This is a genomic window from Bacillus sp. JJ1773, from assembly GCF_036962035.1.
Taxonomy (GTDB): Bacteria; Bacillota; Bacilli; order Bacillales; family Cytobacillaceae; genus Cytobacillus.
Genome location: NZ_JBALNX010000055.1, coordinates 1 through 18,190, shown reverse-complemented (window position 1 = coordinate 18,190; position 18,190 = coordinate 1). Strand labels below are relative to the sequence as shown.

The 18,190-nt window shown below is 38.5% G+C and carries 24 protein-coding genes; 6 read left to right on the top strand and 18 right to left on the bottom strand.

What is annotated here, in order from left to right:
* Positions 1–44: 44 nt before the first annotated feature.
* From V7127_RS17060 to V7127_RS17040, 5 genes are all read right to left on the bottom strand, one after another.
* Positions 45–725 (bottom strand): GNAT family N-acetyltransferase, encoded by a 681-nt coding sequence (locus tag V7127_RS17060; protein WP_335488038.1) that lies wholly within the window; start codon positions 723–725, stop codon positions 45–47.
* A gap of 19 nt (positions 726–744) precedes the next feature.
* Positions 745–1,605, bottom strand: a complete 861-nt coding sequence (locus V7127_RS17055) for a carbon-nitrogen hydrolase family protein (protein WP_335488035.1) — start codon at positions 1,603–1,605, stop codon at positions 745–747.
* Positions 1,606–1,783: 178 nt separating this feature from the next.
* The gene (locus V7127_RS17050; protein WP_335488032.1) at positions 1,784–2,701 is read right to left on the bottom strand and encodes a DL-endopeptidase inhibitor IseA family protein; all 918 of its coding nucleotides are present in this window, start codon (positions 2,699–2,701) and stop codon (positions 1,784–1,786) included.
* Between the two features lie 124 nt (positions 2,702–2,825).
* Positions 2,826–3,260 carry a threonine/serine exporter family protein gene (locus V7127_RS17045; protein WP_438824024.1) on the bottom strand — a complete coding sequence of 145 codons (435 nt, stop codon included), beginning with the start codon at positions 3,258–3,260 and terminating at the stop codon, positions 2,826–2,828.
* 24 nt (positions 3,261–3,284) lie between these two features.
* Positions 3,285–4,040 (bottom strand): threonine/serine exporter family protein, encoded by a 756-nt coding sequence (locus V7127_RS17040; RefSeq protein WP_335488029.1) that lies wholly within the window; start codon positions 4,038–4,040, stop codon positions 3,285–3,287.
* Between the two features lie 273 nt (positions 4,041–4,313).
* Between V7127_RS17040 and V7127_RS17035 the strand changes: the two genes are divergently transcribed.
* Positions 4,314–5,447 carry a chromate transporter gene (locus tag V7127_RS17035; protein ID WP_438824023.1) on the top strand — a complete coding sequence of 378 codons (1,134 nt, stop codon included), beginning with the start codon at positions 4,314–4,316 and terminating at the stop codon, positions 5,445–5,447.
* A 37-nt stretch (positions 5,448–5,484) separates the two neighbouring features.
* Here V7127_RS17035 and V7127_RS17030 read toward each other — a convergent pair whose 3' ends face one another.
* The 12 genes from V7127_RS17030 to V7127_RS16975 form a co-directional block, all read right to left on the bottom strand.
* Positions 5,485–6,807, bottom strand: a complete 1,323-nt coding sequence (locus V7127_RS17030) for a sensor histidine kinase (RefSeq protein WP_335488023.1) — start codon at positions 6,805–6,807, stop codon at positions 5,485–5,487.
* 20 nt (positions 6,808–6,827) lie between these two features.
* Positions 6,828–7,253, bottom strand: coding sequence for a GAF domain-containing protein (locus V7127_RS17025; protein ID WP_335488020.1), 426 nt, complete (start codon positions 7,251–7,253; stop codon positions 6,828–6,830).
* 15 nt (positions 7,254–7,268) lie between these two features.
* The gene (locus tag V7127_RS17020; protein ID WP_335354321.1) at positions 7,269–7,922 is read right to left on the bottom strand and encodes a response regulator transcription factor; all 654 of its coding nucleotides are present in this window, start codon (positions 7,920–7,922) and stop codon (positions 7,269–7,271) included.
* 134 nt (positions 7,923–8,056) lie between these two features.
* On the bottom strand, positions 8,057–8,704 hold the full coding sequence (locus V7127_RS17015) for a sensor histidine kinase (RefSeq protein WP_335488017.1): 648 nt from the start codon (positions 8,702–8,704) through the stop codon (positions 8,057–8,059).
* 20 nt (positions 8,705–8,724) lie between these two features.
* Positions 8,725–10,230, bottom strand: a complete 1,506-nt coding sequence (locus V7127_RS17010; RefSeq protein ID WP_335488014.1) for a nitrate/nitrite transporter — start codon at positions 10,228–10,230, stop codon at positions 8,725–8,727.
* On the bottom strand, positions 10,223–10,510 hold the full coding sequence (locus tag V7127_RS17005) for a hypothetical protein (protein WP_335488011.1): 288 nt from the start codon (positions 10,508–10,510) through the stop codon (positions 10,223–10,225). Before V7127_RS17005 ends, V7127_RS17010 begins: the two co-directional genes overlap by 8 nt.
* Positions 10,497–10,775, bottom strand: a complete 279-nt coding sequence (locus tag V7127_RS17000; protein ID WP_335488007.1) for a hypothetical protein — start codon at positions 10,773–10,775, stop codon at positions 10,497–10,499. The genes V7127_RS17005 and V7127_RS17000 overlap by 14 nt, the downstream gene beginning before the upstream one ends.
* A 38-nt stretch (positions 10,776–10,813) precedes the next feature.
* The gene (locus tag V7127_RS16995; RefSeq protein ID WP_335488004.1) at positions 10,814–11,005 is read right to left on the bottom strand and encodes a hypothetical protein; all 192 of its coding nucleotides are present in this window, start codon (positions 11,003–11,005) and stop codon (positions 10,814–10,816) included.
* Entirely contained in the window at positions 10,995–11,522 is a 528-nt protein-coding gene (locus V7127_RS16990) for a Rieske (2Fe-2S) protein (RefSeq protein ID WP_335344916.1), read from the bottom strand. The genes V7127_RS16995 and V7127_RS16990 overlap by 11 nt, the downstream gene beginning before the upstream one ends.
* An 11-nt stretch (positions 11,523–11,533) precedes the next feature.
* A complete protein-coding gene (locus V7127_RS16985) occupies positions 11,534–12,094 on the bottom strand; it encodes a 4Fe-4S dicluster domain-containing protein (protein ID WP_335344917.1) in 561 nt (186 codons plus the stop codon).
* The gene (locus V7127_RS16980; RefSeq protein ID WP_335488002.1) at positions 12,095–14,284 is read right to left on the bottom strand and encodes a molybdopterin oxidoreductase family protein; all 2,190 of its coding nucleotides are present in this window, start codon (positions 14,282–14,284) and stop codon (positions 12,095–12,097) included.
* Entirely contained in the window at positions 14,271–15,353 is a 1,083-nt protein-coding gene (locus tag V7127_RS16975) for a hypothetical protein (RefSeq protein WP_335488001.1), read from the bottom strand. The genes V7127_RS16980 and V7127_RS16975 overlap by 14 nt, the downstream gene beginning before the upstream one ends.
* A 269-nt stretch (positions 15,354–15,622) precedes the next feature.
* On the opposite strand from V7127_RS16975, the gene V7127_RS16970 reads away from it, so the two are divergent.
* A complete protein-coding gene (locus V7127_RS16970; RefSeq protein ID WP_335487998.1) occupies positions 15,623–15,952 on the top strand; it encodes a hypothetical protein in 330 nt (109 codons plus the stop codon).
* A 67-nt stretch (positions 15,953–16,019) separates the two neighbouring features.
* Positions 16,020–16,235 (top strand): hypothetical protein, encoded by a 216-nt coding sequence (locus V7127_RS16965; protein WP_335487995.1) that lies wholly within the window; start codon positions 16,020–16,022, stop codon positions 16,233–16,235.
* Here the strand turns inward: V7127_RS16965 and V7127_RS16960 are convergent.
* A complete protein-coding gene (locus tag V7127_RS16960; RefSeq protein ID WP_335487992.1) occupies positions 16,221–16,775 on the bottom strand; it encodes a hypothetical protein in 555 nt (184 codons plus the stop codon). The two genes, V7127_RS16965 and V7127_RS16960, sit on opposite strands and share 15 nt — an antisense overlap.
* 298 nt (positions 16,776–17,073) lie before the next feature.
* Between V7127_RS16960 and V7127_RS16955 the strand changes: the two genes are divergently transcribed.
* From V7127_RS16955 to V7127_RS16945, 3 genes are all read left to right on the top strand, one after another.
* Complete coding sequence (locus V7127_RS16955) at positions 17,074–17,217, top strand: hypothetical protein (RefSeq protein WP_335487989.1); 144 nt, start codon at positions 17,074–17,076, stop codon at positions 17,215–17,217.
* Between the two features lie 71 nt (positions 17,218–17,288).
* Entirely contained in the window at positions 17,289–17,741 is a 453-nt protein-coding gene (locus tag V7127_RS16950; RefSeq protein ID WP_335487986.1) for a DinB family protein, read from the top strand.
* A gap of 129 nt (positions 17,742–17,870) precedes the next feature.
* On the top strand, positions 17,871–18,035 hold the full coding sequence (locus tag V7127_RS16945) for a hypothetical protein (RefSeq protein ID WP_335487983.1): 165 nt from the start codon (positions 17,871–17,873) through the stop codon (positions 18,033–18,035).
* Positions 18,036–18,190: the final 155 nt, after the last annotated feature.

The following is an 18,190-nucleotide window of genomic DNA, read 5'->3' as shown; positions in this document are numbered from 1 at the left end:
CCTCTCTATATAAATTTCTCCTCGGAGAAATTACGCCCAGATTTTTAACCTTGCTGAAAAAAGTTAAAGGGGTTTTTCCACTCCATCAAAACGGCATGATGAAGAGATTCTTCATCTTCTAAGTAGTTTTCGATGATAGCAATCGGTGTTCTGCCTGATCGCAAAAGAAAGGAAATAACGGGATCACGCAGAACTCCTTTGACCACAGCATCAATATATTCATTTGGTGACATAGTCTCTGCCACTTTGTGATACCCTGGCATTCTTCCGCCGCCAAGCAAACGATCAAGGCCAAGCTGAACGACTACTTGATACATCGATTGCATCAACATTTTTCCTAGCCCCAGCTTACGGTACTTTGGTCTAACACTTATGTCAACAATATAAAGAGTGTTTCCGTTCGGGTCATGATTGCGAATATATCCGCTATCCGTTACCTCTTCCCATTTATGTGATGGATGTTTCGGATCAAAATGAACACAAACCCCAGTTAATGATCCAGCCAATTGGCCATTTACCTCTACACAAAGCGCCCCTTCAGGAAATAAAGTAACATGATTTTGCAATTGTTCTTTATTCCACCATAGTTCTGAAGGAAAAGGGGGCGGAAAGCATTCCGCTTGAATTTGGATCAGCTCATCAAAGTCAGACTCCGTGTAATTCCGTATAATAATAGGGACTGGTTTTTCCTGATCAAAGGCATAAAATTCGCTGCGATAAGCCATTTTCATCCCTCTTTACCATTTATTTTTCCCAATCCGGATATAGATCGACACGTCGATCACGCCAAGTTGTAACTGAACCTCTTTCTCTGACTTCATGTAACAGTGTTAAATCTAGATCCGCTGTAACAATCATATCATCATTGATTTCCCCTTCGACCATAATTCCTTTTGGAGGAAATGGGACATCATTTGGAGTAATAACAGCTGCTTGGCCAAAATTCCCCCGCATGAAATCAACAGTCGGAAGGGAACCGACAGTCCCTGTTACGACAACATACACTTGATTCTCAATTGCGCGTGCATGGCATGTATAACGAACGCGATGGAAGCCGTGACGGTCATCTGTACAAGATGGACAGAATATGACATCTGCCCCCTTAGCTTTTGCCATCCTAACGATTTCCGGAAATTCAATGTCATAGCATGTCAAAATGGCAATTCGCCCTTTATCCGTGTCAAAAACCTCAAGCCCCTCACCTGCAGACATATTCCATTCTTCTACTTCCGTTGGGGTAATATGCAATTTAGCCTGCTCAACAATCCGGCCGTCCGGGTAAAACATATGTGCCACATTGTATAAACGGCCTTCCTTTTCTATCACATGTGTACCGGCTATAATATGTGTATTCGTTTCTTTAGCGAATTTTGTAAAAAGATTCTTATATTGTTCTGTAAAGTCAGGGAGTTCATTAATCGATAAACTTGTTCCTTGCTCATTCCCAATCGATAAAAGCTGGGTAGTAAAAAATTCAGGAAACAAAATAAATTCCGAACCAAACTCCTGTGCTGTTTTAATATAATGTTCACACTGCTTCGCAAAATCCTCAAATGAATGAATCGTATGCAGATGATACTGCACCGCAGAAACTCGTAGTTTCAATGTCATCCCCCTTATCATTTAATAATAGAGATGAGTTGTTAACTCAATCTTTATTGATTATCAGATATTTCACAAAAAATAACAATAGTCATTTTAAAAGTTTTCATTTTCCGCAGAAAAAGCGCTGCTATAAGAAGCAACGCTCTTGGTTTTATTATTTTACAATGAAATCTTTCCGTTAATCAAGATGCGGCTCCATACCAGCACTGACTATTTTGAATTCCATATCACCTGTATTTTCGATTAAAAAGTACATTTTATTTTGCCCGCTTTTCAATTGGCCCTTATATCCCTTTTCCAATTCTGCATGGAAGGATACAACAAATTCAACTTGAGTCTTCGATCTAGCACGCTCTTCTAACGTTTTCATTTCAATTTTCTTTATCCCTTTTTTAAATGCTTCAGTGTTAAAGTCCCCATACAAGAATTGGTCTGCAGCTTGGGTATGATCCACAAGCAGGAACTTAAAAAAGATAAAGGCCGGGTTGATATTGCCTGGAATATCTAAATTCACAGGCATATATGGTCTTTCACTAATTTTCCACCCTTTGCCTTGCAAATAGATAACCTCAGTATGAAATGCTTCTGTTTCATTTAACTCGCCTACCGGAACCTCTAACTTATATGTTCTTTTCTTGTCATCCTTTTCTAAAAAAAGAGCCTTTGCCTTATCCCATTGTAGGAGAGATCCCCCATCCGCTTCTGGCTGTGCCATCTTTCCTTTATGCTCGATTATTCCCCGTTCCTCGATAAACTGATTAGCCTGTGACCGAGTCAATGTGCTAGTCATGTATTTCATGAGCTTTTTCTTTGTGCCAATGTCACTAGATAAATACCGGTATGGCATATTTTCATACTGAAATGATTGGTATTCACCCTTTTTATAGTTCCCGCCACTTTGAATATACGTTTCACTTTTCTTCCATTTACTTACTAAAGATACTACCTGTTTTTCAGTTATCGCCTTTTCCTGCTTTACATTTTGAACAATTTTATTTGGCTGCTCTTTGGCCATTGCTCCTTCTGTTAAAGTGAATACTGGTAAACTTAATATCGTTACGGCAAGCCCTGAATATAACCATTTTTTTGCTTTCATTTTGAATTCCCCCATTAACTCGTTTTGCTTTGTTTCTAACTGAATTGTACTCCAGCACCGAGTTTAAGGATTTACGAAATGGTTAAAAAAGAGTTCTATTTTGGTAACAGAAATTATACTGATCTTACACTTGCCTGAATTTAATTTTTAGTATGATCTGGTTTAGTACTTCCGAAATCACAAGTCCAGCAGCAATTGCACCTGAAATCATGAAGGCCTTTGCCGCTAACTGTATGGCGACATTATAATCGTTAACAACAAAATGACGCATCGCATTATAAGCAATTCCACCTGGGACAAGAGGGATAATTCCAGATATACTAAAAATGATAATCGGCGTTTTATACATTTTTGCGAAGATTTGACTGATAACCGCAACCATGAAAGCAGCAATAAATGATGCAATAACCGCATCAAAGTCATATTCTACAAGAGAAAAATATACAATCCACCCGACCATCCCAACAAGTCCGCATTTAATAAGGGACTTTCTCGGCGCGTTAAATAATATGGCGAAAGAAGCTGTAGCAACAAAGCTTGTGATTAAATGTACAATCATCATTTCTCATCCCCACCATTCTTTCTAAAAAAATGCGACAACGACTGCCACTCCTGTTCCGATTGCACAAGCGGTAAAAAATGCTTCCGCTCCCTTAGACAAGCCTGCCACTAAATGCCCGGCCATAAGATCTCGGATTGCATTTGTGATTAATAAACCCGGAACGAGCGGCATAACAGATCCAATAATAATTTTGTCTAGCTGTGTCCCTATTCCTGTCCGTACAAAAAAATAGGCACTTAACCCAATAATAAAAGCAGCTAAAAACTCCGAAAAAAACTTAATTTTCACTAGACGATGTATATAAATAAAACAAATAAATCCTAAACCGCCACTGATGATAGCTGGTAAAAAATCACTCCATTTTCCTAAATACATCAATAGGAAGCACCCGCTGGAAATAGATGCTGCAAGAATTTGCTGATATATAGGAAATGTGAAATTAGCCTTTTCAATTTCATTAAGCTTTATAAAGGCTTCTTTAATGTCCATTTCACCACTGCTTATTTTTCTTGAAATCCCATTAACTAAAGTAACTTTATATAGATCTGTTGTCCGCTCAGATATTCGAATGAGCTTTGCAGGCTCTGTTCCATCAATCGAAAAGATAATGCCAGTTGGCACGACATAGCTATGAGAGTGAGGAATTCCCAACGCTGCGGCAATTCTTGTCATCGTATCCTCCACCCGATACGTTTCTCCGCCGCATTGCAGCATAATTTTTCCTGCAAGCAGACATAAATCAATCACTTCAAATGTTTGAGGAAATTTATTTTCCAACCTTATCCCTCCTTATGCTAAAACGATAGGCTGTTACCTTAATATTTTATTATTACAGATCATAATGCTTTAATAATATACGGTCAAAATTAATATTATGCAACAGTTCTTCCATTTTACATTGTAAAGGTTTTATTAATTTCTTGTTCACCTTAAATCTATCGCATATTATTTTGCTATGATGAAGAAGATTTCATTTGAAGGAGAATAATCGTGAACCAAAATATTAGAAAAAACAACTTTACATATTTACTTGAAATCCTTTTTATTTCCATGAAGCTAGGGTTAACCTCATTTGGCGGTCCTGTTGCACACCTTGGATATTTTCATCAGGAATATGTGAAAAGACGAAAGTGGCTGGATGAAAAAAGCTATGCTGATTTAGTTGCACTATGCCAATTTCTTCCTGGGCCTGCGAGCAGTCAGGTTGGCATTGGGATTGGAGTCATTCGCGGGGGATTCCTTGGTGGGATCTTAGCATTTATCGGGTTTACATTGCCTTCCGTAATAGCATTAATTTTGTTTGCCCAGCTGCTCAGTAACGAAGCAATTGGAACTACCTCTTGGATTCATGGGCTAAAAATTGTAGCAGTCGTGGTAGTCGCCCACGCCATCCTCGGAATGGCCCAAAAGCTAGCACCTGATTTAAAAAGAAAGACCATTGCCTTGTTTGCCATTGTTGCGACCCTTTTCTGGCAAACTGCCTTTTCACAAATCGGCATTATACTATTATCTGGTGTTTTAGGCTACCTATTTTATAAAAACTCTATTGATCAAATAGAGAAACAAAATCATTTTCCACTTTCAAAACGATTAGCTTTCGGATGCCTTCTAATATTCGTTTTACTGCTAATCGGGTTACCTGTATTAAGAGAGATGACTAATCTAGACTGGGTTGCCTTATTTGACAGCTTCTACCGTTCTGGTTCTCTCGTATTTGGCGGGGGGCATGTCGTGTTGCCTCTGCTTGAGCGAGAATTTGTGCCGACAGGATGGCTAAGTGAAGAAGCATTTCTAGCTGGATATGGAGCAACACAAGCTGTACCTGGGCCTTTATTTACATTCGCTGCCTATATTGGTGCTATTATTAACGGCTGGCAAGGTGGTCTGCTTGCAACTTTTGCGATTTTTTCACCCGCTTTTTTGCTTATTTTAGGAACATTGCCATTCTGGAACGAGCTTCGTTCAAATCCAAAAATTACAGGGGCTTTAATGGGTGTAAATGCTGCGGTAGTTGGTATCTTAGTGGCTGCATTCTATCATCCTATTTGGACGGGCTCCATTTTCGCACCTAAAGATTTCGCCCTTGCAGCTATCCTATTTAGTATGCTTGCGTACTGGAAGCTTCCGCCATGGGTCATTGTATTAACTGGTGCAGCAGGCGGAATTCTGCTGGGATATATATGACTGAAAAGGCTGCCAAATCAGCAGCCTTTTTGTCTATTTATAATGGGATTTCCAAAATTACTTTCGTACCATGGCCTTTTGTAGATTGAATACTGATCGTACCGCCAGCTGCACGTGCCCTTTCCTCCATACTGAAAAGTCCAACGCCACGTGAAATTTGCTGAATATCAAATCCCATTCCCTTATCCTCAATCACTACCCTGATCACATCATCCATTTTTCGAATAATTACTGACGCCTCATCTGCTTCGGCGTATTTCCGAATATTCGTTAAGCATTCTTGAATAATTCGATAGATAGAAATTTCTATATTTGGACTAAGACGGCTATTTAAATAGCAATCAAAATGGACATTGATAAGATAATTTTCTGAAAATCTGACTAAATAAGATCGGATTGCCGGGATTAACCCCAGATCATCAAGAACGGACGGCCTAAGCTCCCATGAAAGATCACGTAGGTCTTCAATAATTTCTGTCGCTTCATCTTGCATTTGTTCCAGCAAAGAGTGTTCCATTTCTGCCTGTAGCCTGCTTATCGTAATTAAATGACTATATAAATTTTGTCCCACTCCATCGTGCAGCTCTCTTGATAATCTTCTTCTTTCCTCTTCTTGAACATCAATTATTTTTGTCATCATCCTTTGAAGCTCATCTTCTATCAGCTTCCTCTTTGTAATTTCATGCCGAATCGCTAAATATTGATAAGGCTTGCCATTTTCCCCGAGAAAGGGAACGATGGTCGTATCTACCCAGTAAAAAGAACCATCCTTTGCTTGATTCCTTATTTCACCCTTCCAAACTTCCCCTGAAGAAATCGTCCGCCAAAGATTAGTGAAAAATTCCTTTGAATGATAATTTGAGTTGATGATTCGATGATCCTGGCCAATTAGTTCCTCAGCTGTATATTTGGATACTTCACAAAATTTCTGATTAACATATGTAATGATGCCTTTTTGATTAGTAAAAGCGACAATCGTCGATTCATCTAATGCAAATTTTAAATCGACAAGTTCATGTATATGATAGGATTGTTGTTTGTTAATTCTGGAATGATCCTTGGCATGATGAAAAATTACAAGATAATACTTCTCCTTATTTAATGAAAATGTATTCATCCTGTAAATAAGGGAAAAGCTGTGACTATCCTTATGCTTACCCTTTTGATGAATAATGACCCCTTCATTAATCTCTCTTAAGTTCGTTTCAGGGATTAAATCACTAAATTCCTTACCGACCATTTCACTTTCAATATACCCAAAGCTTTCACAGGCTTTATTATTGGCATACGAAATGATGTCTGATTCATTTACGAGAATGGTTGCATCACTTGAATCAGGTGCAAGTATATTCCGGTTCATTTTTATCCTCCTAAGGGCTACTAAAACAAGCCTTCTAAAGCTTTCGCACCTTGTTTAACTGTCAATTGTTCATTTTCCGTTATAGGGGTATTTGACCGTCTGCCAACTAATAACACACCTTTTGGAACACTTTTTATAAAAAGTGGAACGGCATATGCGTATACTAGCTTTTCAGCCAGCATGATCGGATATTCAAGTGCCTTGCCCGTAATCTCTTCTGGGAAATTTTTTATCGTGATTGGGCTTCCTGTAGAAATCACTTTACCAGCGATTCCTTTTCCATAGCGAACAGTAATTCTCTTATACTTCTCATTATTGTTGCCGGCTGCAAAATGCCAACTAACATCAGGTCCCTCCTGATTTTGCAAAGCCAGTCCAACAAAATCCACATTCATAGTTGTTAATATTTTTTCACATTGATTTGCAATTTCCACTGAGTTTATCAAGGTTTTGACCATCCCTTAAATTCCATATCCTAATAACCCCTTTTTCAAAGCAAATTCAACTAGCTCTGGCCTTGTTTTCATTTGTAGCTTCTCCATTAAGTTGCTCTTATGTGTTTCGACTGTTTTCACACTAATTACTAGCTGTTCTGCAATCTCTTTATTGGAAAATCCTTTGGCAATAAAGGTAAGCACTTCCTTTTCTCGATCAGACAACAGGTTAAAGGTATCTGTATTCCCTTGTTTAACTCCGAAAAGGTACTCCTCCATTACTCTTTTCGTCGCTGATGGATGCAAATATGCGTTGCCGTTAGCAACGGAACGAATGGCTGACAGCAGTTCATCATGTGGGGCACTTTTCAATATGCAGCCAGAAGCTCCTGCTTGGATAGCTCTAAATAAATACTCTTCATCATCATGCATAGTCAGAATAAGGATTGCTGTATCTGGCAATAATTTTTTCAATTCAGAAGTAGCCGATAATCCATCTCTTCCATGTGGCATGCTTAAATCCATGACCACAACATTTGGATTAAGCTCAAGTGATTTTTGGATCCCTTCATTTCCCTCGGATGCTTCACCGACAACTTCTATGTCCGGATGATTATTTAAAAGCATTTTTAATCCCATTCTAACAACGGCATGATCATCACAAAGAAGAATCTTAATCAAGTCATCTCCCCCATTCGTTTTTCTTTTTTCTATGTAATCCATTATATAAAAATTTACAGCAGACTCCTAGTTTAGTGTGCTAAATATACAATAAGGGATTGCATACCGCAAATCCCCTAAGTGTTTGTTTCATATTATAGTGGCAACTGAAGTTCAATCAGTGTACCTTCCCCTATTTTTGAAGTAAGAAACCATTGTCCGCCAATTAAATGCATGCGCTCCTGCATGGCGGCTAGGCCGGTCGATTGATTCATCCCTTTTTCCATATCAAAGCCTTTTCCAGCATCTTTAATAAGGATTCGCAAATGGCTTTGCTCCCATATAAAGGTTACCTCCGCATTTACTGTATCCGCATATCTGGCAATATTGGCTAAGGCCTCCTGACAAACTCGGAATAATGTAATCCTTTCCTTTTCATTCAGAGAGACCTCTTCACCCATACTCACTAAATGTACTTCGATCCCGTAGGTGGAAGTATAAAGCTTTAAATAGCTTTTCATTGCCGGCAGAAGTCCAAGCGTCGTTAAGGTAGGAGGGTGTAATTCAACCGAAAGCAGCCTAATCTCTTGAATCGTTCTTTCTAGTAATTCAGCCATGCTGCCGACATAGCCTTTCATCGTATCTTCTTCAACAGCTGATTGAATGAATTGCATACCTGTGTAAAGACTATACAAATTTTGCCCAACACCTTCGTGAAGTTCAATGGCTATTCGCTTGATTTCATCTTCTTGAGACTGAATGATATAAGAACTAATATTTCTTCGGGCTGATTTTGTATCCATTCCTTCCTTCCTCTCTAGCGCTACGCTTCCTTCACATTCCTGCTCGACATATCACTAAACATTCCGGCATATTGTACAACTTCTCCGGCGTCATTTTTAATGGCACTAATCGTTAGCCATTGTAGATATGGTTCTCCATCCTTGCGTTTATTCCAAATTTCTCCTTGCCAGAATCCATTTTCTTCAATAGAGTTCCATAATCCTTCGTAAAAATCTTTCGATTGCATGCCGGATTTTAAGATATTCGGATTCTTGCCGATGACTTCGTTCTTTGTATACCCTGTAATTTTTGAAAATGCAGGGTTTATTGAAATTATTTTACCATGAATGTCCGTTACTAGAATCCCTTCAACTGTATGATCAATTACTTGATTGGCAATCCCCATTTTTCCTTGGTAATACATCCAAATGACTAATATTAAGCTTGCTAAAGCGACTTCAGATAACGCCATAAACCCGATTGCATAATGGCCAGTAATATTAAACAGGATGGTTAAAATTAATGGCGGGAAAAATCCGCCAAGTCCGCCCATCGCTGAAACAATCCCATTGACGATTCCTGCCTGTTTATGAAAGTACATTGGAACGAGTTTAAATATTACCCCATTTCCTACACCTGCACAAAGTGCAATCGTTAGACAGCCAAATGTGTACCAGCCGATGGATGGAGCGAAGGATAAGATCATCGCTGAAATTGTATATACTCCAAAAACGAACATTAATAAAATGAGAGAATGAAAACGGTCAGCTAACCAGCCACCGAGCGGTCTCATCACAGTAGCAATCACGATGAACCCAGCTGTTCTTAAGCCAGCATCTACTTTATCAAGCCCAAAGCTTGCGACTAGAAAGTTTGGCAAATAAATAGTAAAGGCTACAAATGAACCGAAAGTAATAAAGTAAAATAAACTTAAAAGCCAAAGTTTTTCATTTTTATAAACACCTTTAATTTGTTCCATTAAAGGAGTTTTAACCCGATGTTCTTTTTTATCGCCTAAGAAGAAGTTGGCTACGATGAAAATGCCAAGAACAATAAGATAAAACTGAACTGTAGTAGACCAGCCAAACTTAGAAGCTAATACTGGGGCTCCGAAAGCTGATAGCGCAGTTCCAAGATTACCAACACCATAAATTCCATTTACAAATCCATGGCGTTCCTTTGGATAATATTTTGGAAGAGATGTTACTCCTACTGAGAAAACCGCTCCACCAATCCCTAAGAAAAGACCGCCAATTAATAAATCAGTGATAGAGTTAGCAATGCTAATAAAATAAACAGGGAAGATTAGCAAAATAAAGCTTATTAAAAAGATCGTCCGTGCACCAAATTGATTTGCATAATAGCCTAATGGAATCCTTAGTATGGATCCAAGTATAACAGGAATAGCTGTTACAAGTGCTAATTGATTCGCTGGTATGGCAATATCCTCTTTAATATAAGGCAATAAGGATGAAATTAATACCCAGACCATGAAGCCAACGACAAGGTTTAATGTTTGTAATGGAAGCTGTATTTTTTTAACCATTCAAACCACTCTCTCTTCTAATCACATAGTTTATACCTGATTGCTCATCCAAGGCAGACCATTCACTATCATTTAGCACAACTTTCGCCGATAGTGGGACCGCAAAGAAATACCGGTCATCAAAATAAATGCGAAGATGTGTTCCATCTGGGCATAGCCCTGTTTTTGCAATCGTTTTTTCCACAAAAGGGGCTTGATCCCCATTTTCTTGATCTAAAATTGCTACTTTAACTGTTTTTCTTACAAATGAATCTAACGTTTCCAGTTCAATGGGCTCCACAGCTTGAGCATCCTCTCTTTGCAGGGTAGATAAACATTTTATAGCCTTGAAGGTATTCCCAAAATGCAGAATCTGCATGATCCTCTATATAGGCGGCTGTTTCATCCTCTGAATTCCATTTACTCATACCCTTTACTTCGGCAATAACGATTTCTATATCATTTTCAAATTTCTCTTCCAAATACCAGTTCAAACGGACACCGGCAAAAAGCTTTGTCAGCATTTGATCAATTTCGCCAGCAAAATTTCCTGACGGCATTCTCATAAAACAAAAATCAAGATATGTTTCACTGTTCATTTGCTTCACGCCTTTACATTTTTCATCTTTTTATAAGCAAATAAGGCAATTGGGAAAAGGATAATATTTAATCCGCAAAATATTAACGTATTTATATAGTTTTCATAAAAGAATTGATGGACCATATATTGTGTAAATACGATATTGAGAAACAAAACGGCAGCAAGAACAATGACTCCAACGTAACTACGCTTCATATCTTTTCACCTTTACTGCATATACAGCACCCTTCTCTACTTTTACTTGAATTTCTGGAAGAGGCCGTCTTGGTGGTCCTGCAGTTGGAGCACCTGTTTGAACATCAAATTTGCCGTGGTGACAAGGACAAACCATTTCTCCTTGATCCTTAACCCAAAATACGGGACAGCGTAAATGTGTGCATGCATTTTGGTAGGCAACATATTTATTTTCAGATAATCTTATTAGAATTGCATCATCATGTTCTCCTGGAAATTTGAAATCAACGGCATCTCCGATTGGGAGTTTTTCGACATCGATAATTTTTTTATGAGGATATTCCTTCTCCCCAAGACCCATTAATTCTTTTGCTGCTACCGCTCCCCAAGGAAGGGAGGAAACAGCGAACACCCCAGCTGCACCCACTAACGTTTTCATAAAGCCCCGTCGGTCGAGCTTCCGTTCATTATTCTGATTAATATTATGTGTGTAATTATCTTCTTGAAAGGGGATTTTATTATTTTTATCTGATGGCACTTGAATCCCTCCTAAAACAACTTAGTTACGCCTTGTAAAATACCAGGCAGATTGACTTTCACGTTCGTTTCACCTTCAAGATAAGGCAGGCTCGTTACCCATTTGCCATTATCAAGATTGAATTGCTTTTTCTTATTTTCAATTTCTTCATCTGTAAGCCATTGAAGCGTATTAGATGGACAAACACTCGCACACATTGGCGGGATTCCATCTTTTGTTCGGTCGATACATAGGTCGCATTTATACATTAAGTTCTGTTCTGTATCAAATTTCGGTATTCCATATGGGCAGGCAATCGTACAGTTTTGGCAGCCAATACATTTCTCGACTAATGCTGATAAAACAGCCCCGGTTTCATGTATCTGAATCGCTTGCGCCGGGCAGCTCCTTGCACATGCCGGATTCACACAGTGAAGGCACATGAGAGGCATAGTTTGCCGATTAACTAATGGGTTTACATCGTAAACATAGTTGCGGTTTCTTTCCTCATGCCCGCCGCACTGTGTACAGGCGGCAAGACATGAACGGCATCCGATACAATTTTCTAATTCTAAATAAAGCCTCTTTTTCATTTACTGCACCTTCTTTATTTCAAGTTTTTCCATTTGAGCGGCACATGCTTTAAATTCTGGCATTCTTGAAATTGGATCAAGAGCACCGATTGTTAATATATTTATAGATTTTTCATGGCCCCAGTGGTAAGGAACAAACACGGAATCCTTCCGAATGGCCTCAGTGATTTTTACCTTATAGATCGTTTCTCCTCTTCGAGTATAGAGACGGACTGATTCTTCATGTTCAATATTGTATTTTGCAGCCGTTTCTGGATGCACTTCTACAAATGGATCTGGACACATATCATGAAGGAATTGAATTCTTCTCGTCTGATTCCCTGATAAATAATGGTAGACAACACGGCCTGTCGTTAAACGCAATGGGTATTCTTCATCCGGTTCTTCTGCGGATGGTCTGTATGGCAATGCAAAGATTTTTGCTCTTCCATCAGGATGATTGAACTTTTTATCTAAAAATAATCGTGGTGTTCCAGGGTCATTTTCATCTCTACATGGCCAGAAAACGCCGTCTTGCTTGTCGATCTTTTCCCATGTGACGCCGTAGTAATCAGCCGTTCCACCTTTGGAAGCGACACGCAGCTCATTAAAGATGTCTTCAGAGGTTTTTAAGTGTGAAAAATATTTGCCGCGCCCCATTCTCTCGGAAATCTCTATTTGAATCTGCCAGTCTGGCTTTGATTCGCCTAGTGGCTTTTGTGCTTGATTGATTTTAATAATCCGTCCCTCAACATTTGTTGTTGTTCCTTCATCTTCTGCCCAAGTGGTTGTTGGCAGCACGACATCAGCAAATTCAGCTGATTCCGAAAGATAAAAGTCAACACATACCATGAAGTCTAGGTTTTTTAGCTGCTCACGAACATAGTTCTGATCTGGTGCTGAAACGGCAGGATTTGAACATAAAAGGTATAATGCGCGAATCGTCTTTTGTTCCATCAATCCAAACATTTCAAATGCGGATACACCTTCTTTGGGCATTTCTTCCGGTTCAATGCCCCACACCTTTGAAACATATTTTACGTGATCTGGATTCGCTATTTTACGATAACCAGGCAGAGCATCGGCTTTTTGCCCATGTTCACGCCCCCCTTGGCCATTCCCTTGTCCAGTAATGGTCGCAACACCTGATTTAGCACGGCCAATTTTCCCCGTAACAAGTGCCATATTTGTATAGCCAGAAACGTTATCTACCCCTTTTATTTGTTGCTCAATTCCTCTGGCAAACATGACAATTGCATTTGGAGCTTTTCCGTATAATTCTGCAGCACGAATAATTTTCTCAGGTGCCACACCTGTGATCGCACTCGTATACTCTGGTGTGAATTCTTTTACTAGTTCCTTTGTTTCTTCAAAGCCATTTGTATGAATTTTAATAAATTCTTCATCTGTATAGCCGTTTTGAATTAATAAATTTAATATCCCATTGGCAAGCGCAAGATCAGTACCTGGTCTTAAATCAAGGTGAAGATCCGCTCTTCTAGCTACTGGTGTTTCCCTTGGATCAGCAACAATCACATAGCCGCCTCGTTCTTGAACTGCCCACACTCGGAACATCATGGTCGGGTGACATTCGGCGGTATTGCTGCCTGCAAGAAATATACAATCGGTATCCTGTATATCTGTCCATGGAATCGTTGAACCTCTATCGATACCCAGGGAACGATTTAAACCACCTGCAGCACTTGCCATACAGAATCGGCCATTATAATCAATGTAGCGTGTTTGGAGTCCAACACGTGCGAATTTCCCTGTTAAATAACACTTTTCATTTGTCATTGAAACGCCGCTATACACTGAGAGTGAATCTTTTCCATAATTCTCTTGAAGCTCTGTGAATTTTTTTACGATAAGTTCGTATGCCTCATCCCAGCTTGCTTCACGGAAGCCATTTTTCGTACCTTTTAACGATTGATCATCACGAATTAATGGTTTTAGCAAACGGTCATTATTGTTTACCTGTTGGTAAGCAGTAACTCCCTTTGGACACATCTTTCCAAGTGTAACAGGCCAATCATATCGAGGCTCTACCCCAATAATTTTGTTTGTTATTGTATTTACCCGTAAGTTCATCCCACACTGCATGGCACAATAGCTGCAGTGTGTTTTGATTAGCGTTTCATTTGGGTGATTCAGGTTTTCAATATCTTTAAAATACTGATCTCTTTCGTTTCTAAAATTAACCCTTTGCATTTTGGTTGGCCTCCTTCACTTTTACCTCATGGGTAGGGAAACCGGAGAATTGTGCAATCCGGTATTTTCTTCGGCAAGGGAGGCACATTTCAGCAAGATGATGCCCTTCCTTTGTCATAAATTCGATATGATTCACGCCAAGTACTTCAACTACATCTTTTGATTGTTCTGCTGATACAAAGCCTTCTCCACAAACCTTACATGTTTTCATTTCTTGTTCTGCATAATGTTCTCTGTAGTTTCTTGCTAGCACACTCATTGGGCGGAATGGAATATGTGCTAGCTTTCCAAAAGGCAAATAGATGAGTGTAATAATGACTGACAACTGATGAATGAGTGACATCGCAGGCTGACCTGCACCGTGTAAAAAGATGTTCATAAAGGTTAAGGCTAAACCTGTGATACTAACTAATAAAAGCATGTAAAGCGGCAGGAAGTCATATAGGAATTTCTGCTCCGCTCTTGCCTGCATATTTTTCAAGCGGCGGTATAAAGCCATGCACACACCTGCAATTACCATTACTGCTGTAATATTTAAAGCATTATAAGATAAGTTCGCAATGATCCCATCTGCTGGGACTGTCATGACCTTCATGCCCATTGCGATAATATTGTAGTAACCGTTGTCGTCCATCGTGAAATACATCCAGCCGAAAACGAGAGGAAAAGTCACTAAGCAAGAAAGGATACAACCCCAACCGATTAGGACGTGCTGGGTCCATCGGTAAATTCCCCTATTCCAGATGAAATTGTATGTAGCCAAATGCTCTACAGATGTTTTTGGTGTTGATTTTCTAAATAGCAGTTTAATTCCCTTTTTGATAAAAATCTTTGTTGGCGGTCTTTCGCCCCAAGCGATAAATCGATAGAAGAACCCTCCGATAAATACGATTGTTCCAACCATATATCCATAAAGGTTTAAATCAACATGTGTGAACATTCTTGTTCCAATAAAGGATAGGATGACTAATCCAAGAACTGATAGAAACATAGACTTAGCAAAATTTGATGCAAATGCATTATTAATTGAATTGACGCGCTTTTCTTCAACCGCGGCTTTTGCCTGCATGTTTATTCCTCCTCATTCCAAACGATTAACTTACCCTTATTGTAAGAGTTAAGGAATTTTAAACATATCGGGGAACTTCCCTATCTTGTGGGGGAAATCCCCTTATCTTGAATTATGGGAAACTATTTGTGTTTTTTTACTTTTAACCCAAAAATCCCTTGGACAAACATCACTGATTATGAGTACTTTTTCTAAAATTCCTATTATCAAATTTTTCTGAAACCAAAACGAACTTTCTAACGTATACCTTTTATCGGAGGTGTTTTATTATGAAAAAAGGGATCATCATCTTTCTGGTCACAATCATAATTGAAACGGGGCTCACAATTTTTCTTGCCTCATTTTTTTCCGTGCGATTTATTGAATTGATGTTTTTTGCTGGGGTTGCCTTTTCAGCATTGACCATCTGGTTTTCTAGCAGCGGCGGTACGATAACAAATTATCAAAATAGCAAAATAGGTGCTTCCACTGGCATCATTCAGAATAGGGAAGAATTTAAATTGCGCCCAAATTATGTTGTTTATGCTTCAATTCTATTTCTCTTCATTGGGCTCATTTTCTTCATCTTATTATTAACGAATGTAATACCTCCTGCTTAATCAAGTTGGAGGACTATAATCAATAAACATGATAAAATAGAAAGACAATTATTAAGGAGTGATTTGAGTGGCTAAATCAAAAGCAAAAAAACAGAGGGAGAAATCCGTCCGTGAGGGAAAAAGAAATCCTGAGTGCAGCAGAAGCACGTTTGTATTCACAGACATGAGGACAAGAACAACAAAGACAAAGAAAGATTATCTGAATCGTCAAAAACATAAGAACCATACACTTGTTGATGGAAGTGATGGTTCTTTTTATTTTGTCAAATTATTGAGCTTTTAAATATTTTTCCCGATAGGTGATATAGGATTGTAAACTTCCTTGATAAATTAGTCTATGAGAGGATGCTTCCTTAAGGTCTTGTGGGGTGATCATGCAAAGATGCTTATTATTTATATCGAGGAGCCTGCCTTCTTGTAACACCATGGCAACAAAATGTGAGCAAAAAAAGGCGTGCTTTCTATGAATTCTTTTATTTAAAGCAATGGCCAATAAGCCAAGCAAATTGTAGCGATATTTTTGCTTATTTTCATCGATTTCTTTTATTAAATTTAACATTTGATAATATTTCTTTTCACTTACTGTAAATACATATACTGCACAAGATGCATTCTTGAATAGCTCTGACCGAATATCTTCCTTTACAAATCCGCCAACAAAGGGATTCCTTGGTCTTTTTCTACCAAAACTGTACACCTCAGTCAGTTCACAGTCGAAGCCAATCGAAGCATGGTTATGGCATTCTTTCGTATATAACTTAATCATTCTAGTAAATAACGTTCCTGTATCGGTAAGCAGAAGATACACCTTTCTGTCCCCCATGAATAACCCTCCTGCAAAACAATTCAAATTGGAATCCATAAATCTATTCCGCAACTCTTCTGCTTCCATTAAAACAAATTTTCATTTTATTCATAAGACACTAGAGATTTATATTTTGGTAGGACCTGAGGCTTAGTTCTAATCTTCATTCATACCTACTCATACCCATTATTATACAAAAATTATTCACCTTTGGATATTAAAAAGGTGAAATCATATGAATATTTCGAATATAGATGCAAAAAAATTGATGTTAGTAAGGGGGAATTTCATGTAGTCCTGGTTACATGTATTTATAATGATCATCATTGTTTGGATACTGATTGAAGAAGGGATTTATTTTTTAGTTAATCGCAGCATTTTCGGCCAATCCTTTTTAGAAAAGAAATGGGGAAGCCTTATGAAGCAGTTAAGGAAGAAAATCAAAAGGAATGCATCTTAATTGCAATTTTGTCAAAATTATAAGAGGATGATATTGAAGAATAATACAAAATAAAATATCGGAGGTAAAGCATGAACCCTGTTAATCATTTCCTTTCACATCGTACCGTAACAAATGCCTTAGTTGAAAAAATTGAAAAATCCAATTACGAGTTTAAGCCCACTGAAACTTCGATGAGTGCACAAAAATTAGTGACACATATTTACACGTCCTATTATAAGTTTATTAAAACAGTTAAAGAGGGAAATGGATCTCCGTTTATGGAGAAGTTCGAGAATACGCAATTGTCTCTATCGCAGCTAGGTGAAGAATTCACAGAGAAAACAAAAGAACTTTTAGCTTCACTTACGGAAGAAGAGCTTGACCGCGAAATCGACATGTCGAAAATTTTCGGCATGAATGTGACTGGCCATCAAATGGTGCAAATGGCCATTGAACATGAAATTCATCATAAGGGTAATTTATTTGTCTACGTCAGGGCAATGGGACATACGGATCTGCCACTTTACATAAGTCATAAATAATAAAGTAAAGATTAAAACAGACTTGCAGCCATTGCTAGTCTGTTTTTTTGCGGCAAAAATTTAGGGTAAAACTCTTGAAGGTTGTACATATTAACATTGTCAGCAGGACTTATTTAAGGAGGCATGATTGTGGCTAAACAAGGAGAACATAAATCAAATCAAACCCGCGCTCAAATTGAAAAACAAGACAAAAGGAACGATATCGAATTAGGTGAGGAATTCCAAATCGGAAATGATTCTTCTCAGAGTCAGAAAAAAAGCGGGAAACAGGTAAATATGAAGAATATGAAATAATAAGAAGGCCGCTTCGATAAATGTCATCGAAGCGGTATTTTTTAAGTAATCTCATTGAGAAGAATCTTCATAGCTACCGTTTTCACTAGCTCATAGCAAAAACGAGAGCCATGAACGCTTCATGACGACCGTTTTCACTAGCTCATAGCAAAAAC